A 17,348-nucleotide genomic window follows, 5' to 3' on the forward strand; every position below is an offset into this window, starting at 1 on the left:
CATGATCATTTCTGCCTCTACCGACTACCGCGCCGCCGCCCAGCGCAAGCTGCCGCCATTCCTCTTCCACTACGCCGACGGCGGCGCCTACGCCGAGCGCACCCTGCGCAACAACGTCGACGACCTGGCCGGCATCGCCCTGCGCCAGCGCGTGCTGAAGAACATGTCCGAGCTGAGCCTGGAAACGAAGCTGTTCGACGAGACGCTGAGCATGCCCATCGCCCTCGCCCCGGTCGGCCTGACCGGCATGTACGCGCGGCGCGGCGAAGTGCAGGCGGCGCGCGCGGCGGCGGCCAAAGGCATCCCGTTCACGATGTCCACGGTGTCGGTCTGCCCCATCGAGGAAGTGGCGCCGGCTATCGACCGGCCGATGTGGTTCCAGCTCTACGTGCTCAAGGACCGCGGCTTCATGCGCAACGCGTTGGAGCGCGCCAAGGCTGCTGGCGTGAAAACGCTGGTGTTCACCGTCGACATGCCGGTGCCCGGCGCACGCTACCGCGATGCCCACGCCGGCATGAGCGGCCCCAATGCGCCGCTGCGCCGCGTCTGGCAAGCCATGACCCACCCGCAATGGGCACTGGATGTCGGCCTGCTGGGCAAGCCCCACGACCTGGGCAACATCTCCAAGTACCGCGGCAACCCCACCGGCCTGGCCGACTACATCGGCTGGCTGGGCGCCAACTTCGACCCGTCGATTTCCTGGAAGGACCTGGAGTGGATCCGCGAATTCTGGGACGGCCCGATGATCATCAAGGGAATCCTCGACCCGGAAGATGCCAGGGATGCAGTGAAATTCGGCGCCGACGGCATCGTCGTCTCCAACCACGGCGGTCGCCAGCTCGATGGCGTGCTCTCCAGTGCCCGCGCCTTGCCGGCGATTGCCGATGCGGTGAAGGGTGACCTGAAGATCCTCGCCGACTCCGGCATCCGCAACGGTCTGGACGTGGTACGCATGATCGCCCTGGGCGCGGATACCGTGCTCATCGGCCGCGCCTTCCTCTATGCCTTGGCGACCCACGGCGAAGCCGGGGTGAAGAACCTGCTGGACCTGTTCGAGAAGGAAATGCGCGTGGCCATGGTGCTCACCGGCGCCAAGTCCATCAGCGAGATCACCCGCGACTCGCTGGTGCGCGAGTTGGGGCAGTAAACGCTCTGCTTTTGTAGGAGCGAGCTTGCTCGCGAACCGGGCCGGCACGAAGCTGCGCAGTTTCGCGAGCAAGCTCGCTCCTACAAGTGAACGCCCACTCCGGCGCGTTCGATAGAAGAACACCGATGGGCCGTTCAGCGGCCCACACTCACCGATGATGACTGGAGCCGCCATGAGCCTGCCCGCCGCGTTCCTCGACACGGTTGAACACCTGATCCCGCGCGAACGCCGCTTCGACGATCCGCTCTCGACCCTGGCCTTCGGCACCGACGCCAGCTTCTACCGGTTGATCCCCAAGCTGGTGATCCGCGTCGAGAATGAAGACGAAGTTGCCACCCTGCTCAAAGCCGCCCATGCCAATCAGGTGGCGGTGACCTTCCGCGCCGCTGGCACCAGCCTCTCCGGCCAGGCCGTGAGTGATTCGGTGCTGCTGGTACTGGGTGACAACTGGAACGGCCGCGATATTCGCGAGGGCGGCGCCCAGATTCGTCTGCAACCCGGCGTCATCGGCGCCCAGGCCAACGCCTGGCTGGCTCCGTTCGGCCGCAAGATCGGCCCGGACCCGGCCTCGATCAACGCCTGCAAGATCGGCGGTATCGTCGCCAACAACGCCAGCGGCATGTGCTGCGGCACCGCGCAGAATAGCTACCACACCCTGGCCGGCATGCGCCTGCTGCTGGCTGACGGCACGCTGCTGGACAGCGAGTTGCCCGACAACGTGGCCGCTTTCCGCGAAAGCCATGGGGCATTGCTCGACCAGCTCGCCGAACTGGGCCGGCAGACTCGCGCCAACACCGAGCTGGCCGCAAAAATCCGCCACAAGTACCGCCTGAAGAACACCACCGGGCTGTCACTGAATGCACTGGTCGATTACGACGAGCCGCTGGATATCCTCACCCACCTGATGGTCGGCTCCGAGGGCACCCTGGGCTTCATCAGCGCAGTGACCTACGACACCGTGCCGGACCACCCGCACAAGGCCAGCGCGCTGATCGTCTTCCCCGATGTGGAGACCTGCTGCAAAGCCGTGACCGTGCTCAAGCAGCAACCGGTCTCCGCCGTGGAGCTGCTGGACCGCCGCAGCCTGCGCTCGGTGGAGAACATGCAGGGCATGCCGGTGTGGGTGAAGAGCCTCTCCGAAGGCGCCTGCGCGCTGCTCATCGAGTCCCGCGCGGCGACCCAATCGCTGCTGCACGAACAGCTCACGCAGATCAGCGCCTCCATCGCCGATTACCCGGTGGAGAAGCAGGTCGATTTCAGCGAAGACCCGGCGGTCTACAACCAACTCTGGCGCATCCGCAAGGACACCTTCCCGGCCGTCGGCGCGGTGCGCGAGACCGGCACCACGGTGATCATCGAGGACGTCACCTTCCCCGTCGAACAGCTGGCCGAAGGCGTGAACCGCCTGATCGCCCTGTTCGACAAGCACGGCTACGACGAAGCCATCCTCTTCGGCCACGCGCTGGAGGGGAACCTGCACTTCGTCTTCACCCAGGGCTTCGAGTCGCCGGAACAGATCGCCCGCTACTCGGCCTTCATGGACGACGTCGCGCACCTGGTCGCCGTGGAGTACGGCGGCTCGCTCAAGGCTGAACACGGCACCGGGCGCAACATGGCGCCCTTCGTCGAGCTGGAATGGGGCCATGACGCCTACCAGCTGATGTGGCAGTTGAAGCGTCTGCTCGACCCCACCGGCATCCTCAACCCTGGCGTGGTGCTGACCGACGACTCGCAATTACACCTGAAGAACCTCAAGCCGCTGCCGGCCGCCGACGAGATCGTCGACAAGTGCATCGAATGCGGCTTCTGCGAACCGGTCTGCCCGTCCAAGGGGCTGACCCTGAGCCCGCGCCAGCGCATCGTCCTATGGCGTGACATCCAGGCCAAGCGCCGCGCCGGCGTCGACACCAGCGAACTGGAACGCGACTACCAGTACCAGGGTATCGACACCTGCGCCGCTACCGGCCTCTGCGCCCAGCGCTGCCCGGTGAACATCAACACCGGCGAGCTGATCAGAAAGCTGCGCGGCGAAACAGCGCAGCACGCCGGCACCGCCACCTGGCTGGCGCGCAACTTCTCAACCGCACTGAAGGGCGCGAAATTCATGCTCCACGCCGCCAACGGTGCGCGCATGGTTCTGGGCGCACCACGCCTGGCCAGCCTGAGCGCCTCCATCAGCCGCGCCAGCAAGGGCCGCGTGCCGCAGTGGACACCAGCGATGCCGCAACCAGTACGCCTCGCCGCAGCGCCGCGCACGCTCGATGACAACCGCCCGCGCGTGGTCTACCTGACCGCCTGCGTGTCCCGCGCCATGGGCCCGGCGGCGGCGGACGAAGAGCAGATGCCGCTGATCGACAAGACCCGCCAGTTGCTGGAAAAGGCCGGCTACCAGGTGGTATTCCCGGACAACGCCGACAACCTCTGCTGCGGTCAGCCGTTCGCTTCCAAGGGCTACAAGCAGCAGGCTGACGCCAAGCGCGACGAACTGCTCGCTGAACTGCTGCGCGCCAGCCGTGGCGGCCTCGATCCGATCTACTCCGACACCAGCCCCTGCACCCTGCGCCTGGTGCAGGACCTGGCCGATGACCGACTGAAGATCTACGACCCGGTGAGGTTCATCCGCACCCACCTGGTCGAGCGCCTGGACTTCCAGCCGCAGGACAAACCGGTGGCAGTCCACGTCACCTGCAGCACCCAGCACCTGGGCGAAAGCCAGGCGCTGATCGACCTGGTCAAGCGCTGCACCCGCGAAGTAGTGATCCCCGAGGGCATCCACTGCTGCGGCTTCGCCGGCGACAAGGGATTCACCACGCCGGAGCTCAACGCGCACTCGCTGCGCACGCTCAAGGACGCGGTGCAGTACTGCGAGGAAGGCGTCTCCACCAGCCGCACCTGCGAGATCGGCCTGTCCGCCCATGGCGGCATCGACTATCGCGGCGTGGTTTACCTGGTCGACCGAGTGACCCGCGCAAGAACCTAGGTTCTATCCACACCAGGAACCACGTGCTTTTCGTAGGAGCGAGCGTGCTCGCGAACCGCCTGACGCCGACACGGCCGACGGATTTTCGCGAGCAAGCTCGCTCCTGCTGGTTCGCCCCTTAACTTCACGTTAAGCGAGCGCTGCCACCCTCTGCCGCAAAGCCGCCGCGCCGGCTATCCTGCTCGGGATGGCGGCGGAGCTGCACGATAAGGGGGCAACGATGAGAATCCTGTTGGCGGAAGATGACCAGTTGCTGGGTGACGGCATCCGTTCGGGGCTGGGTCTGGAAGGCGACACCGTGGACTGGGTGAACGACGGCGTGGCCGCCGAGCAGGCCCTGGCGACGGACGAATTCGACCTGTTGGTGCTCGACCTCGGCCTGCCGCGCAAGGACGGCCTGGAAGTGCTTCGCGGCCTGCGCCGCCGCGGCAATCTGACCCCGGTACTGATCCTCACCGCCCGCGACAAGGTGGCCGATCGCGTGGCCGGCCTGGACGCCGGCGCCGACGACTACCTGACCAAACCCTTCGACCTCGACGAACTGCTCGCCCGCGTCCGCGCCCTGACCCGTCGCCATACCGGCCGCGCCGCGCCGCTGCTGCAGCATGGCGAGCTGGCGCTGGACCCGGCCACCCACCAGGTCAGCCTGGCCGGAGCACCGGTGGACCTGGCACCGCGCGAATACGCGCTGCTGCGGCTGCTGCTGGAGCAGCGCGGCAAGGTGCTGTCCCGCGCCCGCCTGGTGGAAGCACTCTATGGCTGGGATGGCGACCTGGAAAGCAACGCCATCGAAGTCCACATCCATCACCTGCGGCGCAAGCTGGGCAACAGCCTGATCCGCACTGTGCGCGGCATCGGCTACGGTATCGACCGCCCCGAAGGCGCTACACAATCTTGAGTGGCAGCGTGCGCCGCGCCGGCTCCATCAGCCGTCGTCTGCTGCTGATGCTGATCGGCGGCGTGTCGCTGCTCTGGCTGGTGGCCGGGCTGTTTACCTACCACCTGACGCGCGAGCAGGTGAACCGCCTCTACGACCAGGACATGATCGACTTCGGCCAGGCCGCCCTGAGCCTGGTGGACATCGCCGACGCCATCGACCCGCAGTCCAGCGATGCCATGGAAATCCTCGCCCGCAGCCGCAAGGCCATCGAAGGGCTGCCGCTGATACGCCGCGAAGCCACGCTTGGCTACGCCATCTGGTACCGCGGCCAGCCCCTGCTGGCCATCCACAAACCGCCCAAGGGTATCGAGGCCCAGCCCCCGGGGTTTTCCGACCTGCCCAGTGGTGGGGTCAACTGGCGTGTACTGCAGATGACCACGTCGGGCGCCGATGAAGTGCGCATCTGGGTCTTCGAAGACCTCCACTACCGCCACAAGACCCTGCACCTGCTGTTGTTCAGCGCCCTCTTCCCACTGTTGCTGGCGTTGCCGCTGTTTGCCGTCCTGGTGTGGTTCGGCGTGCGCCAGGGCCTGGCGCCCCTGCGCGGGCTGATCGAGCAGGTGCACCAGCGCAGCGCCCGCAGTCTGCATCCGCTGGCGCTGAGCCGAGCGCCGGTGGAAGTCCACAGCCTGGTCAACGAACTCAACCTGCTGCTGGAGCGCCTGAACCTGGCGATGGAAGCCGAACGCCGCCTGACCAGCGATGCCGCCCACGAAATCCGTACACCGCTGGCCAGCTTGCGCACCCACGCCCAGGTGGCGCTGCGCTCCTCCGACCCGGCCGCCCACGCCCACGGCCTGCAGCAGGTCAGCCGCAGCGTCGAGCGGATCAGCGCACTGATGGAGCAGATACTCCTGCTGGCACGACTCGACGCCGAAGAGCTGCACGAGATATTCGCCCCGGTGGACCTGCGCCTGCTGGCCGAAGACACCATCGCCGACCTTGCACCACAGGCCATCGACAAGCAGATCGAACTGACCCTGGATAGCCAGGATGCCACCCTGAGAGGCGTCGCCGCCTGGCTCGGGCTGATGCTCACCAACCTGGTCGGCAACGCCTTGCGCTACACCCCCGAGGGCGGCCGCGTGGCCGTCAGCCTGGAGAACAATGGCGACCGGCTGACCCTCTGGGTGCGCGACGACGGCCCCGGGGTGGCGCCGGCCGAACAAGCGGCGATCTTCACCCGTTTCTATCGCAGCCCCAGCGTCGCCAGCAGCAACGGCAGCGGGCTGGGGCTACCCATCGTCAAGCGCATCGTGGAAATCCACCGCGGCCGCATCTCCCTGCACGAAGGGCTGGACGGTGCCGGCCTGGGCGTTTGCGTCGAACTCCCGAGCACCGCCGGGCCGATTCCCTGAACCCCGCGCAAATCACCGCAGTCCACCCTGTACGGCCGCCATTACGGTCCGCAACAACGATCAAGTTGACAGGAGTACTGCCATGAAACGTGCCGCCCTGCTCATCACCGCCGCGCTGTTGGCCTCGCCGGCGTTTGCCGCCGACCTGTGCAGCGACAACCTGCGGAAAGTCGACGATGCGGTGAAGACCGTCACCAACAACACCCAGGCCCAGGAACAAGCCATGCGCCTGCAGGAAAAGGCCGCCCAGGCCCAGGCCGCAGGTAACACCAAGGCCTGCATAGCGCAGACCGAAAAAGCCCTGCAGCTGCTGAAGAAAAACGCTGGCGACGGCGGAGCCAACGGGTGATGCCCGATGCGGCGGCCGGCTACCTGCCCGGTCGCCGCCCATAAGAACGGCGAAGCCTCTGGCATTCGCAAGGTCGCAGTTCATTCCCCCGCCCCACCCGCTCCCTAAGATGTAGCGATTGCCGACCAGAACAATCACAACCGGAATCGCCATGCCTGTGTCCCGCCTGCTCATCGCCAACCGTGGCGAGATCGCCATCCGCATTGCCCGCGCCGCCGCCGAGCTGGGTATCCAGACGCTGGCCATTTACGCCGAGGACGATGCCACCTCGCTGCACACGCGCCAGGCCGACCAGGCTGCGGCACTGCAAGGGCGGGGCGCCAGCGCCTACCTCGATCAACAACAGCTCATCGCTATCGCACTGGCCCAAGGCTGCGACGCGGTGCATCCGGGTTACGGCTTCCTCTCCGAGAACGCAGAGTTCGCCCGCCGCTGCGACGCTGCCGGGCTGACCTTCGTCGGGCCGGCCGCCGAGATTCTCGACGTCTTCGGCGACAAGGCCCGCGCGCGCGAACTCGCCCGCGACCATGGCGTGGCGCTGGCCGCCGGCAGCAGCCGCGCCACCTCGCTGGAAGACGCCGTACGCTTCTTCGGCGAACTGCCCGCCGGTTCCGGCATGATGATCAAGGCCCTCGCCGGCGGCGGCGGTCGCGGCATGCGCGCGGTGCGCAGCACCGATGAAATTGCCGAGGCCTATGCCCGCTGCCAGGCCGAAGCCCGTGCGGCGTTCGGCGATGATCGGCTCTACGTTGAACGCCTGATCCAGCGCGCCCGCCACATCGAGGTACAGGTGATCGGCGACGGCCGTGCCGTCAGTCACTTGTGGGAACGCGACTGCACCCTGCAGCGGCGCAACCAGAAACTGCTGGAAATCGCCCCCAGCCCCAACCTGCATCCACGCCTGCGCGGCGCCATTCTCGCCGCCGCCGTACGCCTGGCCGAAGCGGTGAACTATCGCGGCCTGGGCACCTTCGAGTTCCTGCTGGACGAGGACAGCGGCGACTTCGTGTTCATGGAAGCCAATCCGCGCGTGCAGGTGGAACACACCATCACCGAAGCCGTGACCGGCATCGACCTGGTGCAGGCGCAACTGCGCATCGCCGCCGGCGCCAGCCTCGCCGAGCTGAACCTGACCCAGGCCGAGATACCCGCGCCGCGCGGCCACGCGCTGCAACTGCGGATCAACCTGGAGAGCCTCGCCAGCGACGGCACGCCCCACCTGGCCTGCGGCACCCTCAGTGCCTACGAACCACCCAGCGGCCCCGGTCTGCGCGTGGACGGCTACGGCTACGCGGGCTACCGCAACAGCGCAGGCTACGATTCGCTGCTGGCCAAGCTGATCGTCCACGGCAACGGTGGTTATCCACAGCTGGTACAGCGCGCCTATCGCGCCCTCTGCGAATTCCGCCTGGAAGGCGTGGCGAGCAACATCCCGCTGCTGCTCAATCTGCTGCGCCAGCCGGCGGTGGCGGACAACCAGGTGACGACCCGCTTTATCGAAGAACACCTGCCGGCCCTGCTTGGCGCACAGGATCACGCCCACCCGCACCGCTTCTTCAGCCATGCCGGCGCGGCAGCGCAAGCCCAGCGTGCGAGCGCAACACCGGCTGGCTGCCTCCCGCTGGCGACACCCGGCGCCGGCGTGCTGGTCAGCCTGAACGTTGCCGCCGGCGATGCGGTAGCCCAGGGCCAGACCATCGCCGTGATCGAAGCGATGAAGATGGAGTTCGAGGTGAAGGCCAGCGCCAGCGGCATCGTCCACAGCCTTGCGGCCGCGCCGGGAACCAGCCTGGGCGAGGGCGAAGCACTGCTGTTCATCGAACCGGCAGACATCCAGGCGCAGGACAACCAGAGCGAGGCCGCCGTTGATCTGGACGCGATCCGCGCCGACCTCGCCGAAGTCCTCGAGCGCCATGCCATCGGCCTCGACGAGCGCCGCCCGGAGGCTGTTGCCAAGCGCCACAGGCTCGGCAAGCGTACCACCCGCGAGAATCTCGCCGACCTGCTCGATGACGGCAGCTTCATCGAATACGGCGCCCTGGCCATCGCCGCGCAGCGCCGGCGCCGCAGCGTCGAGGAACTGATCGCCAGCAGCCCGGCGGATGGCCTGGTCAGCGGCCTGGGCAGCATCAACGCCGCGCAGTTCGGCGACGAGAAGGCACGCTGCCTGGTGCTGGCCTACGACTACAGCGTGTTCGCCGGCACCCAGGGCGTGATGAACCACAAGAAGACCGACCGCATGCTGCATCTGGCCGAGCAATGGCGCATCCCGCTGGTGCTCTACGCCGAAGGCGGCGGCGGCCGACCGGGCGACACCGATTTCGTTGGCGTGGCCGGGCTGGACAACATGAGCTTCGTCGGCCTGGCGCGGCTGTCCGGGCTGGTGCCGCTGGTGGGCGTGGTGTCCGGCCGCTGCTTCGCCGGCAACGCGGCGCTGCTGGGCTGCTGCGACGTGATCATCGCCACTCGCGACACCAGCCTTGGCATGGCCGGCCCGGCGATGATCGAAGGCGGCGGCCTGGGCAGGTTCACCCCCGAAGAGGTCGGCCCCAGTGACGTACAGAGCGCCAATGGAGTCATCGACGTGCTGGTGGAGGATGAGACCGAAGCCACCCGTATCGCCCGCCAGTACCTCGCCTACTTCCAGGGCGACACCGCCGACTGGCAGTGCGCCGACCAGCGCCTGCTGCGCCATGCAGTGCCGGAGAACCGTCTGCGGGTCTACGACATCCGCCAGGTCATCGAACAACTGGCGGACAGTGGCTCGGTACTGGAACTGCGCCGTGGTTTCGCCGCCGGCATGATCACCGCGCTGGTGCGCATCGAAGGCAAACCCTTCGGCCTGATCGCCAACAACCCCATGCATCTGGGCGGCGCCATCGATGCCGAAGCCGGTGACAAGGCCGCGCGCTTCATGCAACTGTGCGACGCCTTCGACCTGCCGATCATCTCCCTGTGCGACACCCCCGGCTTCATGGTCGGCCCGGAGGCGGAGAAGACCGGCACCGTACGCCACGTCTCGCGCATGTTCGTCACCGCCGCCAGCCTCAGCGTGCCCTTCTTCACCGTTGTGCTGCGCAAGGGCTACGGCCTGGGTGCGCAGGCGATGGCGGCGGGCAGCTTCCACGCCGCGCTGTTCACCATCGCCTGGCCCAGCGGCGAGTTCGGCGCCATGGGCCTGGAAGGTGCGATCCGTCTCGGCTACGCCAAGGAGCTGGCCGCCGTGGAAGACGTGCAGGAACGCCAGGCGCTGTTCGACAAACTGGTCGCCGCTGCCTATCGCAACGGCAAGGGACTGAACATGGCGAGCTATCTGGAGATCGACGACGTCATCGACCCAGCCGACACCCGTCGCTGGTTGCTGCGTGGCCTGGCATCGACGCCGAAGCCCGCACCGCGCCAGGGGAAAAAGCGTCCACTGATCGATACCTGGTAGTTCATGGCTTGAGCTGCTCGCCCGATCCGCTAGAATGCGCGGCGTCATTGGGGAGTAGCCGACCGTTTTCGTGAACGGGGGCGACGTCAACACACTTGGCCCGCAGGCCATGGCGTCGTCAGCAGCTTTGCCTGGCAAGACCTTTGACCACGTGATCTCCGCAACGGCCGGGGAGATGCGTGGTCATGGGTACTACACCGGCCGGGAGCTTCACCGTGATGCACCACCCCACTCTTCGCTCCACCTGTCTGGAGCTGCACGCATGCTGACCTTCATCCTCGAACTGCTCGGCATGCTGCTGGTGATCCTGATCGCCGCCGAACTCTTCACCAACGCCCTCGAACACTTCGGCGAACGTCTGGGCATCTCCGAAGGTGTCACCGGCTCGCTGTTCGCCGCCGTCGGCACCGCCCTGCCGGAAACCCTGATCCCGTTGCTCGCCCTGTTCGCCGGTACCAGCAACGTCAGCCTCAACGAGGAGGTCGGCGTCGGCGCCATCCTTGGCGCGCCGCTGATGCTCTCCACCCTCTCCACCTGCCTGATGGCCCTCGCCGCCTGGCGCGCTCGCGGTCTGCTCGGCCGCATCCGCCCCGAGCGTACGGGCATGCAGCGCGACCTGAACTTCTTCCTGGTCGCCTTCAGCTTCGCCACCATCGCCATGTTCGTGCCCGCCGAAATGCGCTCCGTGCGCATCAGTCTCAGTGTGCTGCTGGTACTCACCTACGTCGGCTACATCACCCTGACCCTGCGTGCATCGCGGAGCCTGGTGGACGACGGCCACGGCACCGAGGCTGACCACCACATGTACCTTTCGCGCATCGGCCTGCCGACCAACCTCGCCACCATCCTGCTGCAACTCCTGCTGGGCCTGGCACTGCTGGTACTGGGCGCCAAGGGTTTCATCCACGGCGTGGAGGGCCTGTCGCACATCCTGGGGATTTCCGCGCTGCTGCTGTCGCTGCTGATCATCCCCATCGCCACCGAACTGCCGGAGAAGATCAACAGCATCCTCTGGGTACGCCGCGGCAAGGACACCCTGGCCTTCGGCAACATCAGCGGCGCCATGGTCTTCCAGGGCACCCTGCTGCCCGCCATCGGCATCCTCCTCACCCCCTGGCAGCCGCGCATCGAAGTACTCACCGGCGTGCTGATCACCCTCGGCGCCGCGTTCTGGTTGCGGATCAACGCCCAGCGCGGCGGCGGCCTGCCGATCTGGGTGCTGATGCTCAACGGTGTGCTGTACGCCGCCTATCTGGGCATCACTTTGTCGCGCTGACGCACTCGGCTGATTGCCTACACTGACAGTCCGGGCTGCCGTTTCGGCGGCAGCCGCACGACTAGCGATACGCCGAAGGAGTGAGCATGAAAATCCTGGTAGTCCTGACCTCCCACGACCAGCTCGGCAGCACCGGCAAGAAGACCGGCTTCTGGCTCGAGGAGTTCGCCGCACCCTACTACGTGTTCAAGGATGCTGGCGCCAGCCTGACCCTGGCCTCACCCAAGGGTGGCCAGCCGCCGCTGGACCCCAAGAGCGACGAGGAAGACGCCCAGACCCCGGCCACCCTGCGCTTCCGCCAGGACAGCGCAGCCCAGGCCGAGCTGGCCAATACCGTGAAGCTCAGCGAAGTGAAGGCCGACGACTACGATGCCGTGTTCTACCCCGGCGGCCACGGGCCGCTCTGGGACCTGGCCGAGGACCGCACATCCGTGGCGCTGATCGAAGCCTTCCACTCCAGCGGCAAGACAGTCTCCGCCGTCTGCCATGCCCCCGCCGTGTTCCGCCATCCCCGCGGGCTCGACGGCCGCCCGCTGGTACAGGGCCGGCACGTCACAGGCTTCTCCAACAGCGAAGAGGACGCCGTGGGCCTCACCGACGTAGTGCCCTTCCTCGTCCAGGACATGCTCAAGGCCAACGGCGCCCGCTACAGCAAGGGCCCGGACTGGCAGAGCCACGTCGAAGTCGACCGCGGCCTGATCACCGGGCAGAACCCGGCCTCCTCCGAGGCGGTGGCCGCCGCCGTGCTGAAATTCCTGAGCTGACAAGCCTTTACACCGCCCCGGTGGCTATCGGGGCGGCTTTCCCGTAGAATGAATCCCGACCTTGAAAGGTTTTGGGGCCGATTAGGATTCGACGCCGGTAACAAAACTCGAGGGGCATGCCGAGTAGGTGACAGTTCTCGTAAATCAGCTGCCACAACTTTATAGTTGCCAACGACGACAACTACGCCCTAGCAGCCTAAGTGCCGCTAGCAGACCCTAGGGGATGCCTGTAAACCCGAAGATTAGGTCTGTCATATAGAACAGGATCGCCGCCAAGTTCGCTGTAGACGTAACGGCTAAAACTCATACAGCTCGCTCCAAGCGCCCTGCCACTCGGGCCGCAAGGAGTTAACCTAATAGAGATGGCTAAGCATGTAGAACCGACAGCGGAGAACTGGCGGACGGGGGTTCAAATCCCCCCGGCTCCACCAAATCCAAAGAAAAAAGGCGCTGAGCCTCAAGCCCAGCGCCTTTTTTCCTTGCCCGCAGTTTGCCTAGAGCGTCAGGAATCCCAGGCGTGGCATCAGCGGTTCGGCCTGTTCTTCCGGCACGAGTTCCACGCAGGGCTTGCGCAAGCGCAGGCGTTCCGCGTTGCACAGCAACGGGCCGTCTTCGTCTTCGGCGCCGAAGGGATCGTCGATCAAAACGCCCTTGATCAGGCCCTGGCGGAACAGTTCACGGATGGCGAAGAGGTTGGCCTCGCGCGGGCCGGCAAGCTCACCGATGGATTTGACGTCGGTTTCCGTGAGCTGGCTGAGCACGGCGGTCAGCTGGGCCTGGGAAGGTTTGCGGCTCATGGGGTACTCCAGGGCGAAGCGCGATCAGCATGACTATCGGGGGCAAATGTTAACGCTGGATTAGCGCTCTGACAGGCTGACCCCGATCAAGCCTGCCGCCGATTTCTTCAGTTTCAGTCCCGCGAAACACCGAGCTCCAGCAGGGCAAGGCGCTCTTCCAGGGTGGCGATGCGCGCTTCCAGTTCAACCAGGCGGCCTTCGTCGTGGCCGCCACCGTCGCTGCGTTCGCTGGAGGCGCGGCTGCCGCTGGCAGCGATGGCCGCTTCACGATCTTCCTCGGTGCCCAGCAGATGCATGTAGCGGTCTTCACGCTGGCCGCTCTGGCGCTCCAGCTGCACGGCCATGCCGCGGCCGGCGAGGCGTTCGAGCTGGTGACGGACTTCCTCGGTGTCGTCGAAGTCATGCATGCGCTGGCTGCGGGTGAGCAGTTCGTTGAGGGTCTGCGGGCCGCGCAGGAACAGCAGGCCGAGCAGGATGACCTGTGGCTTGACCAGCTCAAGCGCCTTGTCCAGCCGCTGTTCCCAGCGGTCGGCACGGCTGCCCATGACCAGCCGGGTCATCTCGCGCCCTTCCAGATGACGCAGGGACTGGCCGACCTGGCCGGGGGTGACATTCATCACCGGGTCGCGGCTGGTCTTCTGATTGCAGGCGGTGACCAGGGCATTCAGGGTCAGCGGGTAGGCTTCAGGCGTAGTGAGCTGCTTTTCGATCAGGCATCCGAGCACGCGAGCATCCACGGCGCTCAGCGGTTCGAAGTCGGGCAGGGTGTCGAGCGACTGGCTCATGGCGTCTTCCGTCAGATTGGCAACCGCCCTAGCCTAGCCAATTGCGCGGCGTTTGGCAGCCTCAGGCTGCACCGGCCAGACGGCGGTTCAGCGGTCGTTCAATGACCGCCCAGTGGGAAAAGGACGCCGCCAGCTCCTGCTCGCGCCCCTGGGCATCACGTCCGAGGGTGCGCCGTGCAAGGTCGCCAGCGAACCAGTTGGCCGTATTGGCGGCGACCACTCGGCCTTCGCCATTGACCACCAGCGCCTCGTGTCCCATCTGCATCAGGCTGTTCAGCAGTACGCCCTCGAACTCGTGGAGGGCGATATCGGCGGCGGCAACGCCGATGAAGCGTCCATCCACCTGGATGGGCACGGAGAAGGCGAGGATATACAGATCGGTGCCGTAGAGGTCGACGAAGGGCCCGACCACCGAGGGTTGTCCACTGGTACGCGGACGCGAGAACCAGGGCATGTTGAGGTAGTTGTAGAAGCTCTCGCTGCGCCGGTTGAAGTTCAGGCTCATGGGCACGACCTTGTCGCCACGCCCGTGGTACCACCACTCCAGGTACATCTCCTGGTCGGCCAGTTCGCCCGGTTCGATCACCACGCCGGTGCCGTGCAGCCGCGTGCCATCATGGGTGAGGTCATGCTGGATCCGCGGACGCAGCGCGCCGAGGTCCTTCGAGGAAGGGCGCTTGCCCTCCTGCGCCAGTTCGCGCCAGATCGCCACGACCTCGCCGGCCAGCTCGTCGAGGCGCTGGAAAACGTTACGGATGGAAGCGTCGATGCGCTGGGCGCAGCGCTGCAGTTCGTCCGTGGATTGTTCGCTGGACATGACCGGGGCCTCGCTCTTCTTGTTTTTGCGCGAACCAGAGAGGTTCGCTGAATCGGTTCGGTGTGCCATTGCGCACGCCCAAGCGGGCGCGCCGTGAAAGCAGCAAGCGCTGTGCCAGTCAGCCGTCGTCCGCCAGCAGGCTCAGGCGCAGGTTGATCAGGCGCTTGATGCCGCGGGTGACATGGGCTTCGGCCAGTGCGCCAGCCAGGTTCGAGTCGCCGGCGCTGATCGCTTCGAGGATGGCGCTGTGCTCCTGCTCGATGGCTGCCGGACCAGGAAATCCATCCACCGCCAGCCACAGCCATTCGCCGATTTCCGCCTGCAGGCGCGTCTCCGCGTGGGTCAGGCGCACGGACTGGGCGGCGACTGCAATCTCGATATGGAAACGTGCATCGGCGCGGCGCTGCTCCTGGCGCGTGGAGGCGCAGGCCAGGGCATCGAGGTACTGGGCAATGCGCGCCTGCTCGTCGGACGTGGAGCGCTGGGCGGCCAAGCGTGCAGCGGCGCCTGCGATGGCGACGTGCTCGTCACCCAGGTCGCGCAGCTCCAGCGCACTCATCTGGCGCAGCTGACCGAGCAGCGCCTCTTCCGAAGTGTGCTGCGGCGAGCAGACGAAGCTGCCGCCGTTGCGCCCGCGGCGCGTCTCGATCACGCCGCGCTCGCGCAATTCCGCCAACGCATCGCGCAGGGTCACGGTGGCGACGCCGAACTGCATCGCCAGTTCGCTTTCGCTGGGCAGTTGCTCGCCTTCGGCATACAGACCGAGGTCGACCATTTCCACCAGCCGGCGTGCAACTTCCTCGGTGCGCCCTTCCTGGCGCAGGCGCATGAAGCTGGCGGGACGGACTTTCCTGAATTCGTTCATAGGCGGCAGTGCGAGGGGCGCGGACGCTTCCTGCGCGGAATCTTCCTGTTCTGGCGGTGACGACGAAGTCTATCTGCAGACTGGCAGCGGCTTCGCTCAAAACTATGTCTCCATATTTTTAAATCGCTTTCCGGACTTTCAGCAAGGTCTTTTGCCATGAAATGCCCATTGAAGTGCTCATTTTTCGCCCCGTATTGGCAACCGGAAAATCTTAAGATATGGTTTCAAATGTATTTGCCAGAGACGGCCAACCAGCTGTCCCCGCCCACAACAGCAAGAACCAGGAGCGATACGCATGAGCCAGCCAACCCGCGCCGAATGGGAAGCCCGCGCCAAGTCCCTGAAGATCGAGGGCCGCGCCTTCATCCAGGGCGAGTACCTCGCCGCCGCCTCCGGCGACACCTTCGATTGCATCAGCCCGGTGGACGGCCGCCTGCTGGCCAAGGTCGCCAGCTGTGACGCCGCCGACGCCGAGCGCGCTGTGCAGAGCGCCCGCGCGACCTTCGACTCCGGCGTCTGGTCGCGTGAGGCGCCGGCGACCCGCAAGGCGGTGATGATCCGCTTCGCCGCGCTGCTGGAAGAGCACGCCGAGGAGTTGGCGCTGCTGGAAACCCTGGACATGGGCAAGCCCATCGGCGACTCGCTGAACGTCGACCTGCCGGGCGCCGCCGACTCGTTGCGCTGGAGTGGCGAGGCCATCGACAAGGTCTACGACGAAGTGGCCGCCACCTCCCATGACCAGCTCGGCCTGGTCACCCGCGAGCCGGTAGGCGTGGTCGCCGCCATCGTGCCGTGGAACTTCCCGCTGATGATGGCCGCGTGGAAACTCGGCCCGGCGCTGGCCACCGGTAACTCGGTGATCCTCAAGCCGTCCGAACGCTCGCCGCTGACCGCCATCCGCATCGCCCAGCTGGCCATCGAAGCGGGCATTCCCGCCGGCGTGCTGAACGTCCTGCCGGGCTACGGTCACACCGTCGGCAAGGCCCTGGCGCTGCACATGGACGTAGACACCGCGGTGTTCACCGGCTCCACCAGGATCGCCAAGCAACTGATGGTCTACGCCGGCGAGTCGAACATGAAGCGCGTCTGGCTGGAAGCCGGCGGCAAGAGCCCGAACATCGTCTTCGAAGATGCCCCGGATCTGCAGGCTGCCGCCGAAGCCGCTGCCGCCGCCATTGCCTTCAACCAGGGCGAAGTGTGCACCGCCGGCTCACGCCTGCTGGTGCAGAAGTCGATCAAGGCGAAGTTCCTGCCGCTGGTGGTCGAGGCCCTCAAGGGCTGGAAGGCCGGCCACCCGCTGGACCCGGAAACCAACGTCGGCGCGCTGGTCGACGGCCGCCAGTTGGAACAGGTGCTGGGCTACATCCAGGCCGGCCAGGACGAAGGCGCGAAGATTCTCACCGGCGGCAAGCGCGTGCTGGAGGAAACCGGTGGCACCTACGTCGAGCCGACGCTGTTCGATGGCGTGAGCAACGCGATGAAGATCGCCCGCGAGGAAATCTTCGGCCCGGTGCTCTCGGTCATCGAGTTCGAGGATGCCGAGGAAGCTATCCGCATCGCCAACGACACCCAGTACGGGCTGGCGGCGGCGGTGTGGACCCGCGACATCTCCAAGGCCCACCTAACCGCCCGTGCCCTGCGCGCCGGCAGCGTATGGGTGAACATGTACGACGGCGGCGACATGACCGCGCCCTTCGGCGGCTTCAAGCAGTCGGGCAATGGCCGTGACAAGTCGCTGCACGCCTTCGACAAGTACACCGAGCTGAAGGCGACCTGGATCAAGCTGTAACGCGATCCGGAACACGAGAGGTTTGGAGCAAGACGGCGCGCGGGT

General features: G+C 66.3%; 13 protein-coding genes, 1 other RNA gene and 1 riboswitch. Of the genes, 10 read left to right on the forward strand and 4 right to left on the reverse strand.

Annotated elements, in window-relative coordinates; all coding sequences use genetic code 11:
• Window position 1: 1 nt before the first annotated feature.
• The 9 genes from lldD (at window position 2) to ssrA (ending at window position 12,681) form a co-directional block, all read left to right on the forward strand.
• The gene (lldD, locus tag L6D89_RS04570) at window positions 2-1,147 is read left to right on the forward strand and encodes an FMN-dependent L-lactate dehydrogenase LldD (RefSeq protein WP_236198906.1); all 1,146 of its coding nucleotides are present in this window, start codon (window positions 2-4) and stop codon (window positions 1,145-1,147) included.
• A 172-nt stretch (window positions 1,148-1,319) separates the two neighbouring features.
• Window positions 1,320-4,127, forward strand: a complete 2,808-nt coding sequence (locus tag L6D89_RS04575; protein ID WP_236198907.1) for an FAD-binding and (Fe-S)-binding domain-containing protein — start codon at window positions 1,320-1,322, stop codon at window positions 4,125-4,127.
• A 220-nt stretch (window positions 4,128-4,347) separates the two neighbouring features.
• Window positions 4,348-5,025 (forward strand): response regulator, encoded by a 678-nt coding sequence (locus tag L6D89_RS04580; RefSeq protein ID WP_236175230.1) that lies wholly within the window; start codon window positions 4,348-4,350, stop codon window positions 5,023-5,025.
• 47 nt (window positions 5,026-5,072) lie between these two features.
• Complete coding sequence (locus L6D89_RS04585; protein ID WP_236199277.1) at window positions 5,073-6,425, forward strand: sensor histidine kinase; 1,353 nt, start codon at window positions 5,073-5,075, stop codon at window positions 6,423-6,425.
• An 82-nt stretch (window positions 6,426-6,507) separates the two neighbouring features.
• A complete protein-coding gene (locus L6D89_RS04590; RefSeq protein WP_236198908.1) occupies window positions 6,508-6,774 on the forward strand; it encodes a hypothetical protein in 267 nt (88 codons plus the stop codon).
• A 151-nt stretch (window positions 6,775-6,925) separates the two neighbouring features.
• Window positions 6,926-10,210 carry an acetyl-CoA carboxylase family protein gene (locus tag L6D89_RS04595; RefSeq protein WP_236198909.1) on the forward strand — a complete coding sequence of 1,095 codons (3,285 nt, stop codon included), beginning with the start codon at window positions 6,926-6,928 and terminating at the stop codon, window positions 10,208-10,210.
• 37 nt (window positions 10,211-10,247) lie between these two features.
• A riboswitch (yybP-ykoY riboswitch) is annotated at window positions 10,248-10,421 on the forward strand.
• A 51-nt stretch (window positions 10,422-10,472) separates the two neighbouring features.
• Window positions 10,473-11,486 carry a sodium:calcium antiporter gene (locus L6D89_RS04600; RefSeq protein WP_236198910.1) on the forward strand — a complete coding sequence of 338 codons (1,014 nt, stop codon included), beginning with the start codon at window positions 10,473-10,475 and terminating at the stop codon, window positions 11,484-11,486.
• 86 nt (window positions 11,487-11,572) lie between these two features.
• Complete coding sequence (locus tag L6D89_RS04605) at window positions 11,573-12,250, forward strand: type 1 glutamine amidotransferase domain-containing protein (RefSeq protein ID WP_236175234.1); 678 nt, start codon at window positions 11,573-11,575, stop codon at window positions 12,248-12,250.
• A 73-nt stretch (window positions 12,251-12,323) separates the two neighbouring features.
• Window positions 12,324-12,681, forward strand: a transfer-messenger RNA (tmRNA) gene (gene ssrA / locus L6D89_RS04610).
• A gap of 63 nt (window positions 12,682-12,744) precedes the next feature.
• Here ssrA and L6D89_RS04615 read toward each other — a convergent pair.
• The 4 genes from L6D89_RS04615 to L6D89_RS04630 form a co-directional block, all read right to left on the reverse strand.
• Window positions 12,745-13,047 (reverse strand): hypothetical protein, encoded by a 303-nt coding sequence (locus L6D89_RS04615; RefSeq protein ID WP_236198911.1) that lies wholly within the window; start codon window positions 13,045-13,047, stop codon window positions 12,745-12,747.
• Window positions 13,048-13,160: 113 nt separating this feature from the next.
• A complete protein-coding gene (locus L6D89_RS04620) occupies window positions 13,161-13,832 on the reverse strand; it encodes a YceH family protein (protein ID WP_236198912.1) in 672 nt (223 codons plus the stop codon).
• Between the two features lie 61 nt (window positions 13,833-13,893).
• On the reverse strand, window positions 13,894-14,649 hold the full coding sequence (locus tag L6D89_RS04625) for a cache domain-containing protein (RefSeq protein WP_236198913.1): 756 nt from the start codon (window positions 14,647-14,649) through the stop codon (window positions 13,894-13,896).
• Window positions 14,650-14,767: 118 nt separating this feature from the next.
• Entirely contained in the window at window positions 14,768-15,514 is a 747-nt protein-coding gene (locus L6D89_RS04630; protein WP_236175659.1) for a FadR/GntR family transcriptional regulator, read from the reverse strand.
• A 295-nt stretch (window positions 15,515-15,809) separates the two neighbouring features.
• Between L6D89_RS04630 and L6D89_RS04635 the strand changes: the two genes are divergently transcribed.
• Window positions 15,810-17,303 (forward strand): aldehyde dehydrogenase, encoded by a 1,494-nt coding sequence (locus tag L6D89_RS04635; protein ID WP_236198914.1) that lies wholly within the window; start codon window positions 15,810-15,812, stop codon window positions 17,301-17,303.
• Window positions 17,304-17,348: the final 45 nt, after the last annotated feature.

Source organism: Pseudomonas pseudonitroreducens (assembly GCF_021603645.1).
Classification (GTDB): domain Bacteria; phylum Pseudomonadota; class Gammaproteobacteria; order Pseudomonadales; family Pseudomonadaceae; genus Pseudomonas; species Pseudomonas pseudonitroreducens.